This window comes from Streptomyces sp. NPDC001904 (genome assembly GCF_040297005.1).
Lineage (GTDB): Bacteria > Actinomycetota > Actinomycetes > Streptomycetales > Streptomycetaceae > Streptomyces.
In genome coordinates this window covers 24,891-43,528 of sequence record NZ_JBEOYI010000023.1, presented here as the reverse complement: position 1 = coordinate 43,528, position 18,638 = coordinate 24,891, and the positions used below count along the sequence as shown (strand labels likewise).

Annotated in this window: 24 protein-coding genes and 1 pseudogene; 8 read left to right on the top strand and 17 right to left on the bottom strand. The window is 68.5% G+C overall.

The genetic code is table 11. From position 1 onward, the window contains the following. Positions 1-58: 58 nt before the first annotated feature. From ABT127_RS29680 to ABT127_RS29650, 7 genes are all read right to left on the bottom strand, one after another. A complete protein-coding gene (locus tag ABT127_RS29680) occupies positions 59-1,027 on the bottom strand; it encodes a Gfo/Idh/MocA family oxidoreductase (protein WP_351456491.1) in 969 nt (322 codons plus the stop codon). Positions 1,028-1,058: 31 nt separating this feature from the next. Then, a complete protein-coding gene (locus ABT127_RS29675) occupies positions 1,059-2,054 on the bottom strand; it encodes a glycosyltransferase family A protein (RefSeq protein ID WP_351456488.1) in 996 nt (331 codons plus the stop codon). Between the two features lie 134 nt (positions 2,055-2,188). Next, complete coding sequence (locus ABT127_RS29670; RefSeq protein WP_351456485.1) at positions 2,189-3,223, bottom strand: Gfo/Idh/MocA family protein; 1,035 nt, start codon at positions 3,221-3,223, stop codon at positions 2,189-2,191. Continuing rightward, positions 3,220-4,005: a sugar phosphate isomerase/epimerase family protein gene (locus tag ABT127_RS29665; protein WP_351456482.1), complete on the bottom strand. Its 786-nt coding sequence runs from the start codon at positions 4,003-4,005 to the stop codon at positions 3,220-3,222. Before ABT127_RS29665 ends, ABT127_RS29670 begins: the two co-directional genes overlap by 4 nt. Next, positions 4,002-5,180, bottom strand: coding sequence for a glycosyltransferase family 2 protein (locus tag ABT127_RS29660; RefSeq protein WP_351456479.1), 1,179 nt, complete (start codon positions 5,178-5,180; stop codon positions 4,002-4,004). The genes ABT127_RS29665 and ABT127_RS29660 overlap by 4 nt, the downstream gene beginning before the upstream one ends. After that, positions 5,180-6,145, bottom strand: a complete 966-nt coding sequence (locus tag ABT127_RS29655) for a UDP-glucuronic acid decarboxylase family protein (RefSeq protein WP_351456477.1) — start codon at positions 6,143-6,145, stop codon at positions 5,180-5,182. Before ABT127_RS29655 ends, ABT127_RS29660 begins: the two co-directional genes overlap by 1 nt. Positions 6,146-6,286: 141 nt before the next feature. Beyond that, positions 6,287-6,487, bottom strand: a complete 201-nt coding sequence (locus tag ABT127_RS29650) for a hypothetical protein (protein ID WP_351456474.1) — start codon at positions 6,485-6,487, stop codon at positions 6,287-6,289. A 1,169-nt stretch (positions 6,488-7,656) separates the two neighbouring features. Between ABT127_RS29650 and ABT127_RS29645 the strand changes: the two genes are divergently transcribed. Together ABT127_RS29645 and ABT127_RS29640 are read left to right on the top strand one after the other, a co-directional pair. Continuing rightward, positions 7,657-7,956 carry a hypothetical protein gene (locus ABT127_RS29645; protein WP_351456472.1) on the top strand — a complete coding sequence of 100 codons (300 nt, stop codon included), beginning with the start codon at positions 7,657-7,659 and terminating at the stop codon, positions 7,954-7,956. Positions 7,957-8,303: 347 nt separating this feature from the next. Next, the gene (locus tag ABT127_RS29640) at positions 8,304-9,140 is read left to right on the top strand and encodes a S1 RNA-binding domain-containing protein (protein WP_351456470.1); all 837 of its coding nucleotides are present in this window, start codon (positions 8,304-8,306) and stop codon (positions 9,138-9,140) included. Between the two features lie 594 nt (positions 9,141-9,734). Here the strand turns inward: ABT127_RS29640 and ABT127_RS29635 are convergent. The 3 genes from ABT127_RS29635 to ABT127_RS29625 all read right to left on the bottom strand — a co-directional run bounded on the left by ABT127_RS29635 (position 9,735) and on the right by ABT127_RS29625 (position 10,647). After that, complete coding sequence (locus tag ABT127_RS29635; protein ID WP_351456468.1) at positions 9,735-9,878, bottom strand: hypothetical protein; 144 nt, start codon at positions 9,876-9,878, stop codon at positions 9,735-9,737. Positions 9,879-10,120: 242 nt separating this feature from the next. Then, positions 10,121-10,264 (bottom strand): hypothetical protein, encoded by a 144-nt coding sequence (locus tag ABT127_RS29630; RefSeq protein ID WP_351456465.1) that lies wholly within the window; start codon positions 10,262-10,264, stop codon positions 10,121-10,123. Further along, on the bottom strand, positions 10,261-10,647 hold the full coding sequence (locus tag ABT127_RS29625) for a hypothetical protein (protein WP_351456463.1): 387 nt from the start codon (positions 10,645-10,647) through the stop codon (positions 10,261-10,263). Before ABT127_RS29625 ends, ABT127_RS29630 begins: the two co-directional genes overlap by 4 nt. A gap of 369 nt (positions 10,648-11,016) precedes the next feature. Here ABT127_RS29625 and ABT127_RS29620 point away from each other — a divergent pair, with 369 nt between their 5' ends. Further along, the gene (locus ABT127_RS29620; protein ID WP_351456460.1) at positions 11,017-11,247 is read left to right on the top strand and encodes a DUF6221 family protein; all 231 of its coding nucleotides are present in this window, start codon (positions 11,017-11,019) and stop codon (positions 11,245-11,247) included. Between the two features lie 70 nt (positions 11,248-11,317). On the opposite strand, the gene ABT127_RS29615 is transcribed toward ABT127_RS29620, so the two are convergent. Beyond that, a complete protein-coding gene (locus ABT127_RS29615) occupies positions 11,318-11,752 on the bottom strand; it encodes a DUF6228 family protein (RefSeq protein WP_351456457.1) in 435 nt (144 codons plus the stop codon). Positions 11,753-11,851: 99 nt separating this feature from the next. On the opposite strand from ABT127_RS29615, the gene ABT127_RS39380 reads away from it, so the two are divergent. Continuing rightward, positions 11,852-12,211, top strand: coding sequence for a transposase (locus ABT127_RS39380; protein WP_502971802.1), 360 nt, complete (start codon positions 11,852-11,854; stop codon positions 12,209-12,211). Then, positions 12,097-12,462, top strand: coding sequence for a transposase (locus ABT127_RS39375; RefSeq protein ID WP_502971801.1), 366 nt, complete (start codon positions 12,097-12,099; stop codon positions 12,460-12,462). The genes ABT127_RS39380 and ABT127_RS39375 overlap by 115 nt, the downstream gene beginning before the upstream one ends. Here ABT127_RS39375 and ABT127_RS29605 read toward each other — a convergent pair. Then, positions 12,439-13,680 (bottom strand): IS110 family RNA-guided transposase, encoded by a 1,242-nt coding sequence (locus ABT127_RS29605; RefSeq protein WP_351456454.1) that lies wholly within the window; start codon positions 13,678-13,680, stop codon positions 12,439-12,441. The genes ABT127_RS39375 and ABT127_RS29605 overlap by 24 nt on opposite strands. 395 nt (positions 13,681-14,075) lie before the next feature. Here ABT127_RS29605 and ABT127_RS29600 point away from each other — a divergent pair. Together ABT127_RS29600 and ABT127_RS29595 are read left to right on the top strand one after the other, a co-directional pair. Beyond that, a pseudogene (locus tag ABT127_RS29600) lies at positions 14,076-14,276 on the top strand (IS5/IS1182 family transposase); the annotation flags it as partial. 31 nt (positions 14,277-14,307) lie between these two features. Further along, positions 14,308-15,158, top strand: a protein-coding gene (locus ABT127_RS29595) for an IS5 family transposase (RefSeq protein ID WP_351456729.1) whose coding sequence is annotated in 2 segments (ribosomal slippage) — positions 14,308-14,650 and positions 14,650-15,158 — 852 coding nt in all. Because the reading frame shifts where the segments join, the coding sequence is not laid out codon by codon here. Here ABT127_RS29595 and ABT127_RS29590 read toward each other — a convergent pair. Beyond that, on the bottom strand, positions 15,113-15,808 hold the full coding sequence (locus tag ABT127_RS29590) for a VWA domain-containing protein (RefSeq protein WP_351456726.1): 696 nt from the start codon (positions 15,806-15,808) through the stop codon (positions 15,113-15,115). The two genes, ABT127_RS29595 and ABT127_RS29590, sit on opposite strands and share 46 nt — an antisense overlap. Positions 15,809-16,022: 214 nt before the next feature. Beyond that, entirely contained in the window at positions 16,023-16,670 is a 648-nt protein-coding gene (locus tag ABT127_RS29585) for an SMI1/KNR4 family protein (protein WP_351456451.1), read from the bottom strand. Between the two features lie 462 nt (positions 16,671-17,132). Between ABT127_RS29585 and ABT127_RS29580 the strand changes: the two genes are divergently transcribed. Then, positions 17,133-17,324: a zinc ribbon domain-containing protein gene (locus ABT127_RS29580; protein ID WP_351456448.1), complete on the top strand. Its 192-nt coding sequence runs from the start codon at positions 17,133-17,135 to the stop codon at positions 17,322-17,324. Positions 17,325-17,415: 91 nt separating this feature from the next. Here the strand turns inward: ABT127_RS29580 and ABT127_RS29575 are convergent, their stop codons facing one another. The 3 genes from ABT127_RS29575 to ABT127_RS29565 form a co-directional block, all read right to left on the bottom strand. Next, on the bottom strand, positions 17,416-17,676 hold the full coding sequence (locus ABT127_RS29575) for a hypothetical protein (RefSeq protein WP_351456446.1): 261 nt from the start codon (positions 17,674-17,676) through the stop codon (positions 17,416-17,418). Continuing rightward, entirely contained in the window at positions 17,673-17,978 is a 306-nt protein-coding gene (locus ABT127_RS29570; RefSeq protein WP_351456723.1) for a DUF6247 family protein, read from the bottom strand. The genes ABT127_RS29575 and ABT127_RS29570 overlap by 4 nt, the downstream gene beginning before the upstream one ends. Before the next feature lie 281 nt (positions 17,979-18,259). Beyond that, positions 18,260-18,628, bottom strand: a complete 369-nt coding sequence (locus tag ABT127_RS29565; protein ID WP_351456444.1) for a hypothetical protein — start codon at positions 18,626-18,628, stop codon at positions 18,260-18,262. Between the last annotated feature and the right edge of the window lie 10 nt (positions 18,629-18,638).

The following is an 18,638-nucleotide window of genomic DNA, read 5'->3' as shown; positions in this document are numbered from 1 at the left end:
CTCCTGGCGTCGTGGGGCATGGGTGGGGAGGGGTGGGGGCCGGTGGCGGTCCGCAGGTTCAGGCGGGTCCGCCGAGCAGCGTCAGGGCTTCCTGTACCTGGGCCGAGTTCTCCAGCGAGGGCAGGACGTGCGGGCGGCCGGCGACGGCACGGGCGAAGTGGTCGAGCATCGCCGCGTACATGTCGAGGCCCGGGTGGACGGATTCGTACCGCTCTCCCGTCGCGCTCGTCCGCACCAGCCGGCCGTCGCCGGTGCCGGGGTTGAAGCAGTGGTCCAGGACGAGACTTCCCTTGTCGCCGCGCACGGTCAGCCGGGACTCGTACCAGGGCAGCAGGAAGCTGGTGCTGAAGGACGCCGTCGCGCCGCGGCCGTAGTCCAGGGCCCCTGCCGTGTGCACGATCACGCCGTTGTCGTCCCGGTGGACCGTTCCCCCGCCGTCGTGCGGTCCGTGTCCGTAGACCTGGTTGGCGGCGTCGACCAAGTAGCAGCCGAGGTCCAGGAGGGAACCGCCTCCCAGGCCGGCGGTCCTGCGGATATCGTCCGGATCGTCCAGGGTGAAGGACAGCGCGGCCTCGACACTGTGGACCTCGCCGACAGCGCCGTCACGCAGGCCCTGGAGCAATGCTGCGAACTGGGGGTGCGTGCGATACATGAAGGCTTCCGCGACGGTCCGGTCCGCCTCGCGCGCCGCGGCCGCGATCCGTTGGACCTCCTCGACAGTCGTGGCCATGGGTTTCTCGCACAGCACGTGCTTGCCCGCGTCCAGCGCGGCGAGGGTCCAGGGCTCGTGCAGGGCGTTGGGCAGCGCGATGTAGACCGCGTCGACCGCGGGGTCGTCGAGCAGCGCCTGGTAGGAGGTGTAGGCGCGTGCCGGGCTGGCGAGGCGCTGCGCGGCCTCCGGGCGGCGGGAGGCGATGGCCCGGACGGTGGCTCGCGGGGAGGCGGCCATGGCGGGCAGCGTGAAGTGTTCGGCGATGCGGGCCGCGCCGAGGACGCCCCAGCGCAGTGCCGGGATGTGGTCGGTCATCGCGTATGTCCTCCATTCCTCGGGACGGCTGTCAGCTCAGATCGGACTTGCGCAGGGGTGCGCGGGGGGAACCACCGGTGAAGGATCCGTACGCCCACTCCAGGACCTCACCGAACTCGGTCAGCCCGAAGCCGTTGTCGGCGCGGAAGTGACCGAGGTAGGCGGCCAGCAGCCCCGCGGCGTGCTGGTCGCCGCGGACGGCGTGATGGCCGAGAGCCTCGACGTTGCCCCGGATGTAGCCGCGGTGCGCCGGTTCGGTCGAGGCCGGGCTCATCCACGAGTCGTGCTGCACCTGGGCCCACGGGGCGTAGGCGACGCCCCGGCCCTCACGCATCAGCAGGTAGCCCAGTTCGGTGTCCTCGCCAGATCCGGCGCCGGTGCCCGGGCCGAGGTGCGGGAGGAAGGCGGGGCGGCCTTCGGGCAACCGGCTACGACGCAGTGCCAGGTTGTTGGACGAGCCGACGACGCACCAGGGGACGGTCGGCTCGCCCCGCACGGGGCCCGGGGTCCAGCTCGGGGCAGAGACGGCAGGGCACCATCGCTCACCGTCCTCGCCCTGCACGACGCCCCAGGCGTTCTCACCCAGGCGGGGAAGGTAGGCGGTGCGCAGCTCCCATCCGGGGACGGGCACCGGGACGACCTTTCCGAAGGCGGCGGCGAGGCCGGGGTTGCTCGCCATGTAGTGGGCCATCTCTTTGGCCCACGCGGGATCCGGCAGACAGTCGTCGTCGAGGAACAGGACGACGTCGGTCTGTGCGTGGGACAACGCGAGGTTGCGTCCAACGGAGGCGGGTCCGCTGCCGTTCAGGATCCGAGCGTGCACGGGGGCACAGGCGTCGTGGACGTGGGCCCGGTCCAGCGTCCCCGCCGTGTTGTCGACGACGATGATCTCGTGGATGGTGCTGGTGTCCCCGGCGACGATCATGGAAAGGGCGCGGGTGAGTGCCGGGCGTCCGACCGTGCAGACGGCCACGGTCAGTGCGTCGTCCGCGGGCGGAGTCTGCGGAGGGGGCGGAGTGTCTGGCATGGCGGCGGAGGTCTCCTTGTCGGTCGGCGAGTGGGGCGGGTCGGCCGCACGTCATACGGGGGCAGGGGCTGCGGAGCCCTCGGGGCGGCCGGGCGGGAATCGGCCGCCTGCGGGCGAGTTGCCGGGCGCGCGGCTCAGGGGGCCTGTCGAGAGGCAACCGGATCGTCCACCGGCACGCTGGCGCCGGTGGCGGCGGCCGTGTCGGCGGCGGCCAGCACCCGCAGGACGGTCGCGCAGTCGTCGGCGGACGCAGCGAAGGCACGGCCCGCACGCAGCGCGGCGAGCACCTCTCGATAGAAAGCCGTGTACGACGGCTCCGCGACCGTCTGGCCGGCCGTGGTGGAGACGAATGCCGTGGGCGGAAGCGCCGTGCAGGGCCCACAGTCACCGTCCAGACGCAGCGTTCCACGCGTGGTGTGCACCTCCAGCACGGGCGCCGCCGATGGCGCGCACCACGACGTCTGCACACTGCTGACCACACCATTGGTGTGTTCCAGCAGGACCAGTGCCAGGTCCACCGCTGCGCCTGGTTCGAGACGTGCGGTGCGGGCCGTCACCCGGGCGACAGGAGCGGCCGCCAGTTCGGTCGCGACGTACACCCAGTGGTAGGCGTTGTCGATGAGGCAGCCCGCCGCGACGTCGCTGCGTCGCCAGTCGGGGCTGTCCCCGGCGCCGGGGAAGTGGCCGCTGTCGGGCTGTTCCAGGCGCAGAAAGCGAACCCGCCCGGCGTGTCCCTCCCGCAGCCGGGCCAGGGCGTCGCGGACATCGCTGCGGTGGAGGTAGTTATGGACCACACCGAGCTGGTCGCGAGGTGTGCGGCCGGCGATCAGAGCGGCCTCGACGGCGTCGGTCGTCATCGGTTTCTCAGCCAGGACCCGGGTGCCCGAGTCGAGCAGCGTGGACAGGGCGTACGGGGTGGCACGGGGCGGGAGGACGAGGACCGCCAGGTCGACGGGGTCGTCCGCGGCCACCAGGGCGTCGACGTCGCGGTGGCGCCGGGCGGCCGGTACGCCGAAGCGATCTCCCAGAAGGTTCCGGCGGTGGGCGGCCGTGTCGACGACGCTCGTGACCCGGGCTTCGCTCGTGAGTGCCGACAGCGCGGGGGCGTGGCCGAGTTCCGCGATGGCTCCGCAGCCGACGAGGGCGATATTGACCGGCTCGTGTCTCATTCGGCGGCCTCGTCTCGCGATGCGAAGAGAGAGCGGACGAAGTCGGCGTCGTGGTGCAGGGCTGCCCGCATGTCTGGTGCGGGCATGGCCCGTTCGACGACGGCGATGTCCACATGGCCCGCGCCGAGGGCCTGCTGCCATCCCCCCAGCAGGTCGACCTCACCGGTTCCCAGGTCGAAGGAGCGCGGGTTCTGCGGATCGGCGGTCAGGCCGTCCTTGATGTGGAGATAGTCGCAACGTCCTGCCGTGGCCTTCAGCATGCGCGCGGTGTCCCCGGCGACGGCGGCCCAGTGAAGGTCGACGACGAAACCCACTTCTTTCTCGTCTGTCTCGGCGGCCAGGATTTCGAAGGGGGTGCTCCCCCCGGGCAGCGGGATGCCTTCCTCGGCATGGTTGTGGAGCAGGATCTGGGCTCCCTCGCGGCGGGCACGGGCGCTGTGTCGGCGCAGCGCCGTCAGGCAGCCGAGGGTCTGTTCCTCGCTCGCCACCGGCAGTCCGGAGAGGATCAGCCGGCTCACGCCGAGTTCGGTCAGCACGCTCCAGTCGAAGTCGTCCAGTTCCTGCCAGAACAGGTGGAGAGCGGTCAGCTCCAGGCCGCGCTCCGCGCAGGCGTCCCGGAGGCGGGGCCGGTCCCCCAGCAGGGACGACATGATCTCCAGGCCGCCGTAACCCGCCTCTAGGACGGCGTCGAGGGTGCCTTCCAGATCGTTCTCCGCATGGCGACCCAGGATCCCGTAGCCCTGGGTGCCGGTTTGCAGGACGAGTCGGGCGTGCGGCGTCATGAAGCGTTCCTCTCTTGGCGACTGGGGTCACTGGGCGCGCCTGCCGCGGCGGCCGGCCGGAACAGGTGCGGCGGGAAGTAGTCGAAGCGCTTCATTGACAGCAGTGGCCGCCCGCGGACTACGGCCTCCCGGGCGATGCCGAGGTGGTAGCTCCAGTCGACGCTGGTGGCCGCCACGGCGGACCTCAGCGCCCGGCCTCCGGCCATGCCGTTCGCGGGCCGGGAACGCCGGAGCAGCTTCACGGTGTCCCGTACGAAGCATCCCGCCAGAACGGCCGCCGCGGCGCCTGCGGCTGTGCGGCGTGCCCCGGGCAGCAGCACGGCAGTGACTGCCAGCGCTCCGGAGGCGCTCGCCGGGTTGAACGACCACCCGGCATGCTCCGGTTGGCGCACGCAGTTGTAGACGCAGGCACGGCCGTAGAGGAAGAGCTTGCGGTGGAACTGGGACAGCTTCGTGATGCCGTCCGTGGCGTGCATCACTACGGCACGCGGGTCGCCGAGGGTTCGGTGCCCCGCGGCGTGCAGCCGCACCCCGAAGTCCACGTCCTCGCCGCCCACGACCGTGTAAGGGTGTTCGTCGAAACCCCCGATGCGCTCGAACACATCCTTGCGGACCGACAGGTTGGAGGTGGCTCCCCACCACAGGCGGTCGTAGTGAAGGGGCCAGTTCCAGGGGGCGTTGACCACGACAGAGTGCTGGACCGTGCGCCAGGCGGGCGCCTGCGCGGCACCGTCGACCACCGTCGGTCCCGCGACCGCCGCGATGCTCTCGCCGTCCGTCGCCCGGTGCTCGTTGTGCGCGTCGATGTGGTCGTTGAGCAGGGAAGGTGTGGCCACGCAGTCGGAGTCGACGAACAACACCAGGGGGAACCGGGAGCGGGCCACGCCGGTGTTGCGTTTCGCGCCGACGTTGCGCGGTCCCCTGAGGTAGACGGCTCCCGTGGCGTGGCACGCCTTCTGGATGTCCGCGAGATCGGCGCCCTGGGAGTCGTCCACAATCAGCAGCTCGGCCTCCCTGCCGCGAGGCAGTGCGGCGACGGCGGCGCGCAGCGAGTCGAGGAGCCGACGTACCGCGTCGGGATGCCCCAGAGTCGGGACCACGACCGAGACGGAGGACAACCAGCTCCTCATCTCGACCTCACCGACTGCTGCCGCCGCGGGACCGTGGACGGTCATCAGCCGCTCACCGCCTCGGCGAGTGGCGCCGCGACGAACCAGTCGAGGGTCCGGCGCAGTCCCTCCTCAAGCCCGATCCGGGGCTGCCAGCCCAACTGCGTGGCGGCGCGGGTGGTGTCGGGGCGGCGTAGGGCCGGGTCGTCCTGCGGCAGCGGGACATGGGTGAGGACGGAGTCGGAGCCGGTCGTGCGGATGATCAACCGGGCTGTCTCGGCCACGCTGAGCTCCTCAGACCCGCCGAGATTGACGGGCCCCGGCTCGCCCGCCGCCGTCAGGAGAGCCCACAGTCCGTCGATCATGTCGTCGACGTAGCACAACGAGCGGGTGTGGGAGCCGTCGCCGGCCACGGTCAAGGAAAGACCGGCCAGTGCCTGGGAGATGAAGGTGGGGATCATCCGGCCGTCGTCGACCCTCATGCGGGGCCCGTACGTGTTGAAGATCCGGGCGATGCGTGTGTCCGTCTCGTAGCGCTGGCGGAACGTGACGGTGAGCGCTTCGCTGAAGCGCTTCGCCTCGTCGTAGACGGCACGCGGGCCGATCGGATTGACGTTGCCCCAATAACTCTCCGGCTGCGGGTGGACCTTCGGGTCGCCGTAGACCTCGCTGGTCGACGTCAGCAGGAAGCGGGCCCCGTGGCGCTTCGCCAGTCGCAGGGCGTTGTGGGTGCCGGCCGAGCAGACCAGCATCGTTTCCAGCGGCAGCCTCAGGTAGTCGGCGGGCGAGGCCGGGCACGCCATGTGCAGCACGTCGGTGACCGGCCCGTCGACGACCAGTTCTCGGGAGACGTCGGCTTGGTGGAAGGTGAAGTCGGAATGGCCTTCGAGGTGACCAATGTTGGAGAACCTGCCCGTGCTCAGATCATCCACGCAGACGACCGCGTAGCCCTCGGCAAGGAGCCGGTCGCACATGTGGGAGCCGAGAAAGCCGGCTCCCCCCGTCACCACAGCGCGTCGCTCGCCACTCATGCGGTTGTTCCTGTCGCTGCGACACGGCCCGGGTCCCTGGGTACGAGCGCCGGCCGTGCCGAACTGCCCCTGCGTATTTGCATGTCCCGTATGCACATGACACAGGAGCATCATCCTCAGCCATCATCGGCGCAACATAGTTCAGAAATTATGCAAGAACTCATGCATGTGCAGCAAAGTTTCAACCACTTGCACAAGGGTACGGATAGGAATGCCAAGTGCACCCCGCGCCATGAGGCGATGGAACGCAGCATTATGCTCGCCGAACTCGACGGAGCGGATCACACTCGACTCGGTGCTAATCAAGCCAAGCCTCGGACTGACCACCTCGACGGTCGACATGCACGTTCGTAAGATCCCAACAGTTTCGCGCAAATTGAGAACAGGTAATCAGGGTGCCGTGCTGGACCGTACGGCTGGAACCCGTCGGCCGGAACAGCGCGCAGGAGCGGATCTCGTGCTGCCGACCTGCCTGCCGCGAGCAGCGTCACCCCACCGCGGCCACCCGGCCGCGCCGCCGCCGTCGCCCACATCAAGGCCCACCTGCGCGCTGGTTCCTCGCCGTGGGTGCAGGCGTCGTGTGCGTGCCGGGCGCAGGACTGTCGCACCCATCTACCCGACACACCGGCCCAGCGCGGGCGAGGTGAGGCCTGGCGGTGCGGCGGGCCGGTCTTCCTGGCCGTCCTCACCGACCGGCAAGGGCGCTGGTGGCAGGTGCTCGAGTGCTGCACCTGCTGCGCGGCCGCCACCCCCGGAGCTCGGACCATCGCCACCGCAACATCACTCCCGACGCCTCGAGACCCAGACATCAGCCCGCACTCTGATGAGAGCGCCATCGCCCCGCACTTCTCCCACCAACCCTCCGATGTCACCAGTGCCGACCCGGTCCCCGCATCACGACCGGCAACTGTGCACTCGACGGGTCCGGCGGTAGACAGAGCGCCGCCGCACGAAGCAGAAGACGTCGCCAAGCGCGTCATCCCCAACGACCTGCAGCCCGCAGCTCTCAGAGACGAGCTCGTCGAACTCGGTGACCTCTTCCACGCCTACCAGAAGCTCCCAGCCCCCGGCCTCGCCCACCTAGCCAGCCTCCAGCAGCGCAAAGCACGCGCCTTCACCACCTGGGCCGACGTCACCGGCATCGAAACCTGCGCCTCGACGCCCGCCGCGCCGAACAAGCCGCCGAAGCCGCCCTGTTCAAGCACCAACAGCGCACCGGCGGCATCACCGTCACTCCCACAGACGACGGACCAAGCCCCGACCGGCTGCTCCCCCTGCCCGCGCACTGGGAACACGTACGCGCCGTTCTCGCCCGCGTCGCCGACCACACCCCCATCCCGGGTGCGCAGGCACGACTGCTGGTACTCCCGCTGACCCTGCGCTGCGCCCACACCGGCACCGGCAACGTCGCCGGCCAGGACATCACCACCCTGGGCCTAGACGAGCCCGAGGAACTGATCGACCAACTGACCGACCTCGGCTGGCTCGCCCTGCCCGGTACCGTCGCGGACTTGCTCGCCTCCCGGCCCGAGACCGCCACCCTGGTCACGGTCCCCTCGCTGAGCCCCCAAGAAGGCCAGGAGCTGACCCTCACATTCAGCAAAAAGCTGCGGCCCAAGCCCTCCGGCTGGGTGCAGAAGGTTCTCGCCAACAAGAAACTCCGCAAGAAGAAGGCCACCGCCGCCACCCGGCTCCCCGCCCTGACCCTCGCCACCCACAGCGACATGAGCGGCCCCCTGGGCCCGGGAGCTCAGGGCATCGACCTGAGCCGCCTCGCCGTTCACGTCCCCGTCGACGCCGGCGAACTGTAGGGCCCGGTCGACCAACTGACCGCCGCCGCCTGGCTCACCGAAGCCGCCCTCACCGGCACCCACCTCACCGGGCAAATTTCTGAGCGGATCCTTCCCCTCACCTGTCCCCTACCGTCAGCTCCGCTCCCACAGAATGCCGTAGACGGCGCTCCCCCCACAGGACGTCGACGTGGCTCGACAGAGGACCGTCAGGCGTGCGCGGACGATACAACCCCGGACATCTTGGGAAAGAGGACCCGCTTGGCGATCGAGTTCTGCTCGCCCGCTGCTGGCGCTGCGCTGGACTCGCTCCGCGATCTCTCTGCGGTCTCGGAGTCTGATCGGCCGGGGCAGCACGTCTTCCGGCCGTGACCGAACCCCTGCCGAGCGAGCCCCTGAAGGACTTCCTGAACACCATACGAGCCGGCGAAGTCCGTACCGGCCGCGCCATCAGCATCGAGGACCGGGAGGTGCTCGTCGAACTGGATGGGTTCTCCGGCGCCAGGAAAGCAGTGGGGCGTATCCCTTGTGGTGATCTGACCCGCAAAGCCATCGGGCATCTATCCGAAGCTGTGAGCATCGGGCAGCAGCTCACCTTCGAAGTGATAGCAGTGGACTGGCAGCAGGAGCGCGTCTGGGCCTCCGCTTCAGCGTGCGAGGACCCGGCTCTGCGAGCGTTCCTTCTCGGGCTTCGACGCGGCGCAACACACCAGGGCCAGGTGCAGAGCGTCCACACCTTCGGTGTGTTCGTGAACCTCGACGGCGAACCGGTCGATCAGTGCACCGGTTTCATCAGGGTCCCCGAACTGAGCTGGCGGTGGATCGACCATCCCGCAGACGCCGTCACGGCCGGCCAGCGGGTCGTAGGCGAGATCATCGACGTAGACACCCGGCGTGGACAGGTTCAACTATCGCTGAAGGCTCTCCAAGAGGACCCGCTCGTTCCCTTCGCGGACCAGGCGGGCAGTGTCACGACCGGGCAGGTCACCAAGCTGATTCCGTTTGGGGCCTTCGTCCGCATCGCCGACGGCGTCGAGGGCCTGGTGCACAACACCGAGTTCCGTGACGAGCCCGTCGAGGACCCCGGCCAGATCGTGAGCGAGGGCGAAGAGATCACCGTGCGGATCGTCAAGGTCGACCTCGTGCGCCGCCGCCTCACCTTGTCCACCAGAAGTCTGCCGCAGAACGGGAAACGACCTACCTGAAAACGGGAAGCGATCTCCTGGTGCCCTGCACCTCACCAGGTCACCGCCACTCGTGAACACCCCCTCCGGTATACAGGCGATCAGACCTTCCTCCCGCGGCCTGACTGCCACTCAGGCCGCTCCGGCCACCAACTCGTGAGAGCGGTGGCGCAGGCAGATGCCGCGGCCTGGGAGCGGCGGGCGCGTGCACGGGTCCTGGACATCACCCCCGGTACACGCCCTCGGATCGCTTGCGGCCGCGGAGGCGGGCGCTGGGACCACGACGTGGCGCCCTGCTCGTTCCGGCGTGCACCAGCCGTCGACGAGCGCCGGCCCCGTCAGCAGGATCCGGACTCGGCACTCACCGCAGGATTCGCGCTGCACCGACTCGAGGACGGGCTCGCCGTTCCCCCGCGGTGCCGGGATCGGTGGATGGGCGATGAGCTGGTCAAGCTCACAGCGGCTGCAACGGCCCGCAGAATGAGGTGCGATGCCGTGATCAGGGCAAAGTCCGGCCTCCACGCGCTGCTGGCGCAGACAGGCCGTCAGCTTGTCCTGCAGGCTCTCCTCGCAGATGACCCAGTCCTCGCCGGTGCGCCAGATGATTCCCGCCTCTCAGTCCTGCAGCCCGCAACCCCACCAGGGCAGGGCCAAGCCGAGCAGCCAACGGCCCGGATCCTTGATGTCGCACACCATGACCTTGGCGGCCCGGGCGGCCAGCCGGTGATGCAGGCGCTTCGGCTCGGCGTCCCGCGCCAACTGGCGTCCCACCTCACGGGCAATCGGAGCATCCCCGCGTCGGCGGGGAGGACACCAAGGCGTCGAGCTGTGCGGGGGTGCTCCGCGAGGAGGCCGGGCCCGCCCGGGGGACGTAACGGCGCCCGGCCGGTCAGTGGGCGATCAGGTCCAGTCGCGACGGCCGCGGAACGGCTGCCCGGCACGGTCCCCGTCGCGGGCGACACGGGCGCGGTGGCCTTCTCGGCGGCGGCAGAACCTGGGCATTAGCGCCTCGCCTTTGCGTCGCGCTTCTCGCTGGCGTGCCGGTCGGCGGCGCCCGCCTGGTAGTCGCGGGCGCAGGCGGCCGGGGTCGCGGGCTCGCTGACGATCGGGTTGGGCCGAGGCTTGGGCGACTGCTGCTCGCTCATGCGATCAGCTCGGCGGCGGGGATGTGCCGCATGATCGGCAGGTCGGTGCCGCCGCTGTCGGCGTCCCAGTCGGTGACGATCTGGACGTCGCCGACGTTGGGCACGTGGACGGTGAGGGTGATCTCGGTGGCGGGCCACGTGGTGGCGCCGTCGTCGGAGGTGCGGGTGACGAGCTGATGGGTGACGGTGCCGCCGACGCGGATGTAGAGCCTGTTCAGCTCGTGCTGCGTCCAGACGGTGAGGAAGTGCAATGTCTCGCCGAGGTGCTCGTCGGGCTTCCAGTTGGTGGGGAGGCCGAGGGCGCGGGCGACGAGCGCGGCGCGGTTGTGGGCCTTGCTGGCCGGAGGGGCTTCGGTGATGGGCTTCTGCTGGGTACGCTCCATGGCGGACCTGCCTGAGTCATCAGCGGGTGTCGCAGCTTGCGCGCGAGGACCCGGACTTCCCGCCCGTTGTCCCGGTGGGCCGCTCTAAGGCGGTGGACTGGCGGCTCGCCGGACCGTACTTCCGTGGGCGACAGAAGCGGCAGGGGCAGCGGACCGACCTGGCGAACCCGGAGGCGTAGCGGTGGATGGTCTCGTGCAGTGGCTCGGCGAGCAGCTCGACATGGACGAGCGCACCGCAAGGTGGGCAGTACCGGGGCCCTGGCGGCACGAGCCAGACCGGCCCCACCCGCCCCTCGGTGAGCCGTACTCCGAGGAGGCTGTCTACGCGGGGCCCCCGGTCCGGGCGAAGCATGCGTTGTGACAACGGGCATGCCTGGTGACCGCCAGAGCTACCTCAACGCCTCGTTCGTCGCCGCGCATGATCCGGCGCGGGTGCTGCGCGAGATCGACGCCAAGCGGGAGGCGCTGCGCTTCCTGGCCGCCGAACTGGACTCCACCGACACCCCGTGGTGGTACGCCGACAAAGTGGAGAAGCTGCTGAAGCTGGCAGCCCTGCCCTTTGCGGACCGGCCCGGCTACCGCGAAGAGTGGCGACCGTAGACGCACGCGAATAAGAGGACATCTCAACTGGCCCAAAACTAAGAGGTTGTCTCACGTGGTGTTGCACCAGCTACTCGACCGTGCTCGTGAGGAACGTGTGGAGCTCGGCGGCGAGGTTTTGCATCTCCTCGCCGGCCGCGTGCACGGTGGTGGTCTCGAAGTGCCACTCCTCGGACGGAGGCCGATCGTGGATGCCCCACGTCAAGTGTACGTAGCCGCCCGAGTGGTGTTCCGCTGAGATCGTCAGGTCGCGTTCCAGAGAGCGCCAGGCGCGCGCGCCTTCCCAGCCGCGGAAATCCTCGGCCAGTGAGGAGAGGAAGGTGTCGAGGCCGTCGCCGTCCCAGGTCCGAACCAGGGTCTCGACACTGACCCATTGCCCGCGAGCTTTCACGACGAAGTCGAGTGTGGGGTCGTCCCCGAACGGTCTTGCCAGCTCGGAGAAGAGCAGGTGGACCGGTCGCAGTCCAGTGTCCCCCACGCGTACCGCGGCGCCATCTTCGGTCATTTGTGCAGGTTAGAAGTCGTGGGGCTCGATGGCCAACTGCTATTCCCACACTGCCCCGAGGACGGGCCACAGGCCCCACGTGGGGCATGATCGTTCGCTATGGCTGTGGATCTTGCGCGGGACCTGGTCCCCGATGGGCTGTGGGAGATTGCCGCGCCACTGATACCACCGTTCCGGCCCAGACCGCAGGGTGGCGGGACGGTACCGGTGGCGGATCGGAAGGTGTTCACGGCGGTGGTGTACGTGCTGACCAGTGGTTGCGCCTGGCGGTATCTGCCGCCGACGTTCGGCACTTCGCCTGCCACCGCGCATCGCCGGTTCGCGGCGTGGACCAGGGCCGGTCTGTGGCGTCGGCTGCACCGGGCGGTCCTGGACGAACTCGGTGCCAGAGGTGCGCTGGACTGGACTTCAGCGATCATCGACGCCGCGTCCGTCCGTGCGAAAAGGGGGGCTCGCTGACCGGGCCGAACCCGGTCGATCGCGGCAAGAAGGGCAGCAAGCTGCATGTGCTGTCCGAAGCGCAGGGCATCCCGCTGGCTGTCGCAGTGTCTGGTGCGAACGTGCATGACAGCCAGGCGTTCAAGCCGCTGCTCCTGGGCCTCCCCGCCATACGCTCCCGGCGCGGGCCACGACGACGGCGACCGGCCAAGGTCCGCGCCGACAAGACACCCCATGCAGCTATCGGGTCAAGCAGCTGCGGTGAGTGGTGATGGTTTGGGTGGGGCGAATGCGATCGCTTCGTTGAACCTCTGGCGGGTGGTCAGGCAGTGGTGGAGCTGGCCGAGCATGCGGTTGAAGAGGTTCCGGAGAGCTGCGTAGTAGCGATCGCCGGTCTTTCGCCGATGGTTGTAGTGGTCGTGGGCGCCGGTTGAGGCAGTGAGTGCGGCGAAAGCCCAGTGCCGGCCGGTTGCGGCCAGGCGGCTGTTCTTGATCCGGCGGTGGCTGACGCGGCGGCTTTTTCCGGACTCGCGGGTCACGGGGGCGCTTCCGGCGTATGCCTTCAGATCGCGGGCTGTGTCGAACCGGGTGCGGTCGTCGCCGATTTCGGCGAGGAGACGGGCGCCGGTCAGCGCGGCGAGCCCCGGGAAACTCGTGATGATTTCCGCGTCGGGGTGCTGGAAGAAGAGTTCCTCGGTGGCGCTTGCCAGCTCGTCACAGGACCTGCAGGCGGCTTCGAGCTGGGCGAGCAAGGCAAGTGTTTGGTGTCCCATCGCCGTTTCCACCAGAGCTGGCTGGCGAAGCCAGGTCCGGCGGAAGACTTCGAGCAGGCGGTCGGTCTCGGCCTCGATCCGGCGCTGGCGGCCGGCCTGCGTGACCACGGCTTTGAGCTTGGTGCGGGCGAGCTTGGCGGCTTGGGCCTGCGTGGGCGCGATCGCCAGGATCGCTCGAGCTTCTCGAGCCAGCAGCTTCTCGCGCTTTTCGGCAAATGCTTCAAGGACTGCCGGGTAGTACTCGCGCAGGTGCGAGCGCAGACGATTGTGTGTCCGAGTGCGGTCCCAGACCGCGTCCTGCTGGGCTCTGGCGAGGACGGCGATCGCCCTGACCAGCTCGGTGTCGTCCGGTAGAGGCCGGTGGAGCTCTGCGTCGGTCCGCAGGATGTTCGCCAGCACGACGGCGTCCTGGTGGTCGGACTTTTTGCGGGAGACGGAATGCCGGTCTCGGTAGCGTGCCACGGCCATGGGGTTGATCGAGAACACTTGACGCCCGGAAGCCCGCAGACAGGCCACCATGAGTCCGCGCGAAGTCTCGATCGCGATCGGGATCGGATCGTCGGGGGTGTCTCCGTGTTCGGCCAGCAGACGGAGCAGGTCCTGGAAGCCCATCGCGTCGTCGCTGACCCTGAGTTTGCCGAGCAGACGAGCGTCGCAGTCAAGCACCGCCACGTCGTGATGGTCTTCGGCCCAGTCGATTCCGCAGGTCACCTGCATGCGCGCCTCTTTTCGATACCTCGCTGACCGCTGGCCTCGAGCCGCGGCAGGACCACTCGGCGACCTAATAGAAGCGCTCGTCGGCGCACCACCCCATCAGCCGTCCGTGGCCCCAGCTGTTCTCAGGCTCCTCGCTCTCGTGAAGAGCTCCACGACTCCGGCTGATCAAGAGGTAGCCCTGGGAACGGCTCGAACCACGGCACGCTACGGCGGTCGACTTGCGAGCGGCAGGGGTCGCGCACGTGTCGCTCTTGTCGAAGCACTCAAGGCGCGGCATACAGCAAGACATCTCGCTCGACCCCTGCCCAGAGCTGATCCAACTCCCAGCCCTCGACGCCTATTAGGCGTACTACTCCGCCGAACACCTCGCCTGGCTCCGCTCACGAGGACTCATCCCGCGCATCGCGCGCCCGGGCATCGAGTCCGGCGAGCGGCTCGGTCGACACCGCCGGAAGATCGAGAGGTCGATCGCCTGGCTGTTCGGCTACCGCCGTCTCACCGTTCGCTATGAACGCAAGGGCAGCCACTTCCTCGCCTTCCTGGGCCTCGCCGCAGCTCTCACCTGCTACAAGAAACTCGCCAAACTCACCACGTGAGACAACCTCTAAGCTGGATATCGTGATGGCGATGGTGGAGAGGCTTGTGCCGGACAGGTTGTGGGAGCTCTTCAAGCAGGTGGTTCCGGCGGCGCCGGTACGACCCCAAGGTGGAGGACGACGCCGGTATGGGGATCGGCAGGTGTTGACCGCCATCGTGTTCGTGGCCACGACAGGTTGCACGTGGCGGCAACTGCCACCAGGCTTCGGGCCGTCCGGGACAACTGCGCATCGCCGTTTCACCGAGTGGAGCAGAGCTCGCGTGTGGGGCAAGCTGCAACGCCTGGTACTGGACGAGCTCGGCGGACGCGGCGGACTGGACTGGTCGCGGTGCGCAATCGACTCCGTCAGTGTTCGTGCGGTCAAAGGGGGCCGTTGACCGGACCGAATCCGACCGATCGCGGCAAGCTCGAATCGAAGGCCCACGTCATCTGTGACCGTAACGGTCTGCCGGTCTCCGTGGGCATCTCAGGCGCCAACCTCCGCGACAGCCAGGCCCTGATCCCGCTGATGCGCGGCATTCCACCAATCCGCTCTCGATTCGGGCCCCGACGACGCCACCCGGCCAAACTCCACGCGGACAAGGGTTATGACTTCGACCACCTGCGCCGATGGCTCCGCCGCCGGCAGATCACGCCGCGCATCGCCCGCCGCGGCATCGAACCCTCCGATCGTCTGGGACGTCACCGCTGGGGCGTCGAGCGGACAATGTCCTGGCAAAATGGTTGTCGTCGTCTGCACCGTCGCTACGAGCGCAAGGCCGAGCACTTCCTCGCCTTTGTCGGCATCGCCGCAATCCTGATCTGCTACCGCAGGGTCACGGCGGAGAGCACGGATCACCCCAGCGTCCGCCGGCGCGACTCCCTCACCCAGCGCGCATAGGGCTTGATCATCCCGTACTGCTGGAACGTGTCCATGCCGACTGATCTGTCCATGTCCCACGAGTTGTTGTAGTGCGCGTTCGTGATGCTCGGGCGTTCCCGGCGCACGTCGTCCAAGCGGTCCAGCACCGACCAGGACATCTCGTCCAGCTGGGCGAGGAACTGCCAGAACAGCGGCTTGCCCGACGCCTCCTCCAACTGCCTGGCGACACGACTGTCCTCGCCCACCATCGACTCCACGTGGAAGAGCACAAGGACCGGTACGCGGGAGCCTCCATACTCCTCCCGCAGCACCTCCATCGCACTGGCGACACTGCCGCCTTTGAACAGCCCGTACTCCCCTATCGAACGGGCCAGCGGATTGCCGTCCTCGCTGGACTTGCCGAATACAGGGCTCCTCGCCAGGACGGCCCAGTCCGCGATCCACGCCTCGAGAGAGCCGCTCTTGATCGCCGGGAGGCGCTGACAGTCGGCCCCGTAGATCCAGACGTCCGGCGGGCTCGAGCCCAAGGCATCTGCGATGCGTACGCCTCGACGCACCGTTCGCCAGATCCGCTCCCCCTCAAACGGACGCCGGTACTCCCCGGACAACACCAAGACGACCTTGGACTGCCCCTTCCTCAGACGGCTAACCCGAGCCGCAAAGCGCATCAATATCCCCACTACCGGAGGCTAGCTCGTCAGCCACCTCACCAACAGCAAACCCGTCTACTTGCCTGCCCCGGTGACTCGCCTCAACCAGCAGCACGACCAGACGCACGTCGATGCGCCTAATGAGACGTCCACTTACCCTGACACGGCGGCTGCGCAGCACCTACCGGCGTGCGGCCCGATGGACCCTGGAGTCTCCCGGGGCCCCACCTCGTTATCGACTGAGAGCCACCCAAGCCGCGCGCTCGCCCGGATCTTGCGGCACACCCCAAACCAAAAAACCATTCATCAACCCGACCTTGACCTCGCTCGCGAGTGACGGAATATCAAGGACATCAGCCATTTCCTCGACCAAGTCCATGAGCGACTCGAACTGAACCTCGCGCTCCCGGGTCTCGTTGTAGGACCAGATTTTCCCACTCTCCGCATCCAAGCAAAATCCAGACACCGCATCCGAATCCAAGCCGGCAAACGGAATCCATGAGGCCCGCCACAGCGGAATTTCGTCTTCGACGGCACCCTTCCGCTTCTGTGCCTCCTCATGACGCCGCAGCAGAATCATGCGCTCCTCATATACGCGGCGGATCATCTCGAATGAAAGCAGGACAGAACCGCCCGGCATGAAACCAGGCGGCCAGTCCGGACCGAACCCCGCACTCCGGCCCCACACTGCCTTCAGCCCGACAGGCAGACGGACCCCCAGCGACTCCTGGAGTTCCGCGAGATCCGCTTCGGAAGCTCCCGGCAGCAAGTTCCCAAACGTCGCAGGAGCTCTTAGCTGAAGCCATGCCTCAATTCGCCGCCAGGCATCGTCTATCTGACGCCGCTCGATCTCCCGCACACGTGCCTCTTGGTCGTCCATGCTCAACACGCTAACCGCACCGGCCGTTGCCCCGTATGAGACACAAACCCGGCCAGTGCTGCACTGTCCCCGCAGTGACCAGATACGGACTCGCCATCAAGGCACTCCCCAAGAGCGGCAAGCCGTTCGGAAACGACGAAGACGACGAGCAGAACCCGGACGCCCTCACACAGGAGGTCCCCGGAGGACGCCCCGGCGCCGGACGCCCCCGAGGGCTACCCCAACCACAGACCTGTCCACCGATCCGGCATCCGACCCCGCCGCCGAGCCGCCGGAGGAGCAGCCGTAGCAGCAGCCGCCAACGAGGCCCCGGACGCGGGCAAAACCGACGAACACGGCCGCAGAAGACCCCCAGGACGATGCACGGCGGCATACAGGGCCCTACCTGACGCCCTTCGGGCTGGCCCGGTAGTAGCGGATATGAGCCAGCCGCTGTGATTCCTCCAGCCAGCCGGCTTCAACGTGCGGCGCAACATCCATGCGCCCGGCCACGTCGAGGCCGAGAGCCGCCGCACCCGCGACCTGTTCACGTGCACCAGCTGTGGCCACACCACGCATGCCGACATCGGCGCCGCAGTCAACATCAAGCACCGTGCCCTCGCCCTCCAGGAGGCCGCGCAGGCCGCCGCACCTGCTGGCGACGAGGCACCATAGATCGGATTCCTCCGAACCGGAGAAGGTTCAAAGTACGTCAGGAACCAAGTCAGATGATTCGCCCTGCTGGCGCCCGACTGCCCGATGCTCTCTATCCAAGCCAGGTGATGGTGAGGACGGACAGGCTACGCATAGGCCGGTTCACCCAGTAGGTAAGCGAGAGCTGGCCTACGAAGGCGTGGCGCACGTCCTCGCCTTCGGGGTCGTCGGCGTTGAACTGCCGGAAACCCCAAGGGTCGCCCGCAGCGGCGTCCAAGACGTCCCACACCGTGTCCTCAACCTGCTCGGGCAGACCGTCGAGAACCTTCGCGGCCGAGGCGGAGAAGCGGACCGCGTACGGCTGTCCGGTCACCGACGCCTGCCGCGGAGCTCCGCCATGTCGATGAAGTCGCTGTCGTCATAGCCGGAGGCGACGAACGCATCGACCGCCGGAGCGGAGGCGATGAGGCCCTGCCACTCCTGGACGACCTCGTAGAGCCCGGTCAGGGAGAAGGTGCGCAGGGATTCCTCGAGGGCGGCAGCGTAGGCGCGCTCGAAAGCGGGCACCCAAGTGTCCGCGCGCTTGTCGGCGCGGAGCTGGGCGAGGAGTTCGGCCGGCGCCCCGGGCGCTGGGGCGTAGGTGGTGACGGGGGCGTGGTCGGGCTGCGCGCTCATCTGGTCCTCCCGGCAGGTCGTCATCTCACCGTACGCGCGCCGGGAGGCCTTGGGGACGGACATGGACCAGATCCCCTGCCGGGCGCGCAGCGCGCCGGTAGCGGTTGACGGAGCCGACGGTGGGGTCAACGTACGTCAGGAACCAACTCAGATGATTCCCCCCCCCAGGCCCTCGACGGGCATCGACCTGAGCCGCCCCGCCATCGACGTCCCGGTCGACGCCGGCGAACCGCAGGGCGTGGTCGACCCAAGTCCGCGCAGCCGAGGCATCAGCAGCCCTGCTACGCCGCAGCGGGCATGAGGTCGAGGAGTGCCCACACCTGCCGGCCTTCGCCCGTCGTCTCGGTGCCGCAGCTTGCCGCACCCAGACTGCCGAGCGCGGCCAAGACCTCATCGGCGAGTGGCGCCGCGGGCTTCTGGTGGCTGAGGGCAAGAATCAGGGCCCGGCCGTCCTGCTCAGACAGATGCACGCTGATCCGGCGGCCGCCGTCTCCTTGGACAGTGGTCACCAGCAACTGCACGACCTCGTCCACGGCGGTGGGTACTCGAAGGCCCCAGGCGGTGAGCCGGTCGCTGACGTGCCCGGCGGCTTTCTTCGGAATCCACGCTCCGGTCTCCAGCGTCCACGAAGCGCCCTGCCGGTTTCTCATCACAGGCAGT

Bases quoted from the DNA above. Each gene is read 5' to 3' on its own strand.
- ABT127_RS29605 (WP_351456454.1), bottom strand. From the start codon at position 13,680: ATGCAGGTGACCTGCGGAATCGACTGGGCCGAAGACCATCACGACGTG.
- ABT127_RS29680 (WP_351456491.1), bottom strand. From the start codon at position 1,027: ATGACCGACCACATCCCGGCACTGCGCTGGGGCGTCCTCGGCGCGGCC.
- ABT127_RS29655 (WP_351456477.1), bottom strand. From the start codon at position 6,145: ATGAGTGGCGAGCGACGCGCTGTGGTGACGGGGGGAGCCGGCTTTCTC.
- ABT127_RS29570 (WP_351456723.1), bottom strand. From the start codon at position 17,978: ATGAGCGCGCAGCCCGACCACGCCCCCGTCACCACCTACGCCCCAGCG.
- ABT127_RS29565 (WP_351456444.1), bottom strand. From the start codon at position 18,628: ATGAGAAACCGGCAGGGCGCTTCGTGGACGCTGGAGACCGGAGCGTGG.
- ABT127_RS29630 (WP_351456465.1), bottom strand. From the start codon at position 10,264: ATGAGCGAGCAGCAGTCGCCCAAGCCTCGGCCCAACCCGATCGTCAGC.
- ABT127_RS29615 (WP_351456457.1), bottom strand. From the start codon at position 11,752: ATGACCGAAGATGGCGCCGCGGTACGCGTGGGGGACACTGGACTGCGA.
- ABT127_RS29590 (WP_351456726.1), bottom strand. From the start codon at position 15,808: ATGCGCTTTGCGGCTCGGGTTAGCCGTCTGAGGAAGGGGCAGTCCAAG.
- ABT127_RS29585 (WP_351456451.1), bottom strand. From the start codon at position 16,670: ATGGACGACCAAGAGGCACGTGTGCGGGAGATCGAGCGGCGTCAGATA.
- ABT127_RS29660 (WP_351456479.1), bottom strand. From the start codon at position 5,180: ATGACCGTCCACGGTCCCGCGGCGGCAGCAGTCGGTGAGGTCGAGATG.
- ABT127_RS29675 (WP_351456488.1), bottom strand. From the start codon at position 2,054: ATGCCAGACACTCCGCCCCCTCCGCAGACTCCGCCCGCGGACGACGCA.
- ABT127_RS29650 (WP_351456474.1), bottom strand. From the start codon at position 6,487: ATGTCGACCGTCGAGGTGGTCAGTCCGAGGCTTGGCTTGATTAGCACC.
- ABT127_RS39380 (WP_502971802.1), top strand. From the start codon at position 11,852: ATGGCTGTGGATCTTGCGCGGGACCTGGTCCCCGATGGGCTGTGGGAG.
- ABT127_RS29620 (WP_351456460.1), top strand. From the start codon at position 11,017: ATGCCTGGTGACCGCCAGAGCTACCTCAACGCCTCGTTCGTCGCCGCG.
- ABT127_RS29665 (WP_351456482.1), bottom strand. From the start codon at position 4,005: ATGACGCCGCACGCCCGACTCGTCCTGCAAACCGGCACCCAGGGCTAC.
- ABT127_RS29670 (WP_351456485.1), bottom strand. From the start codon at position 3,223: ATGAGACACGAGCCGGTCAATATCGCCCTCGTCGGCTGCGGAGCCATC.
- ABT127_RS29625 (WP_351456463.1), bottom strand. From the start codon at position 10,647: ATGGAGCGTACCCAGCAGAAGCCCATCACCGAAGCCCCTCCGGCCAGC.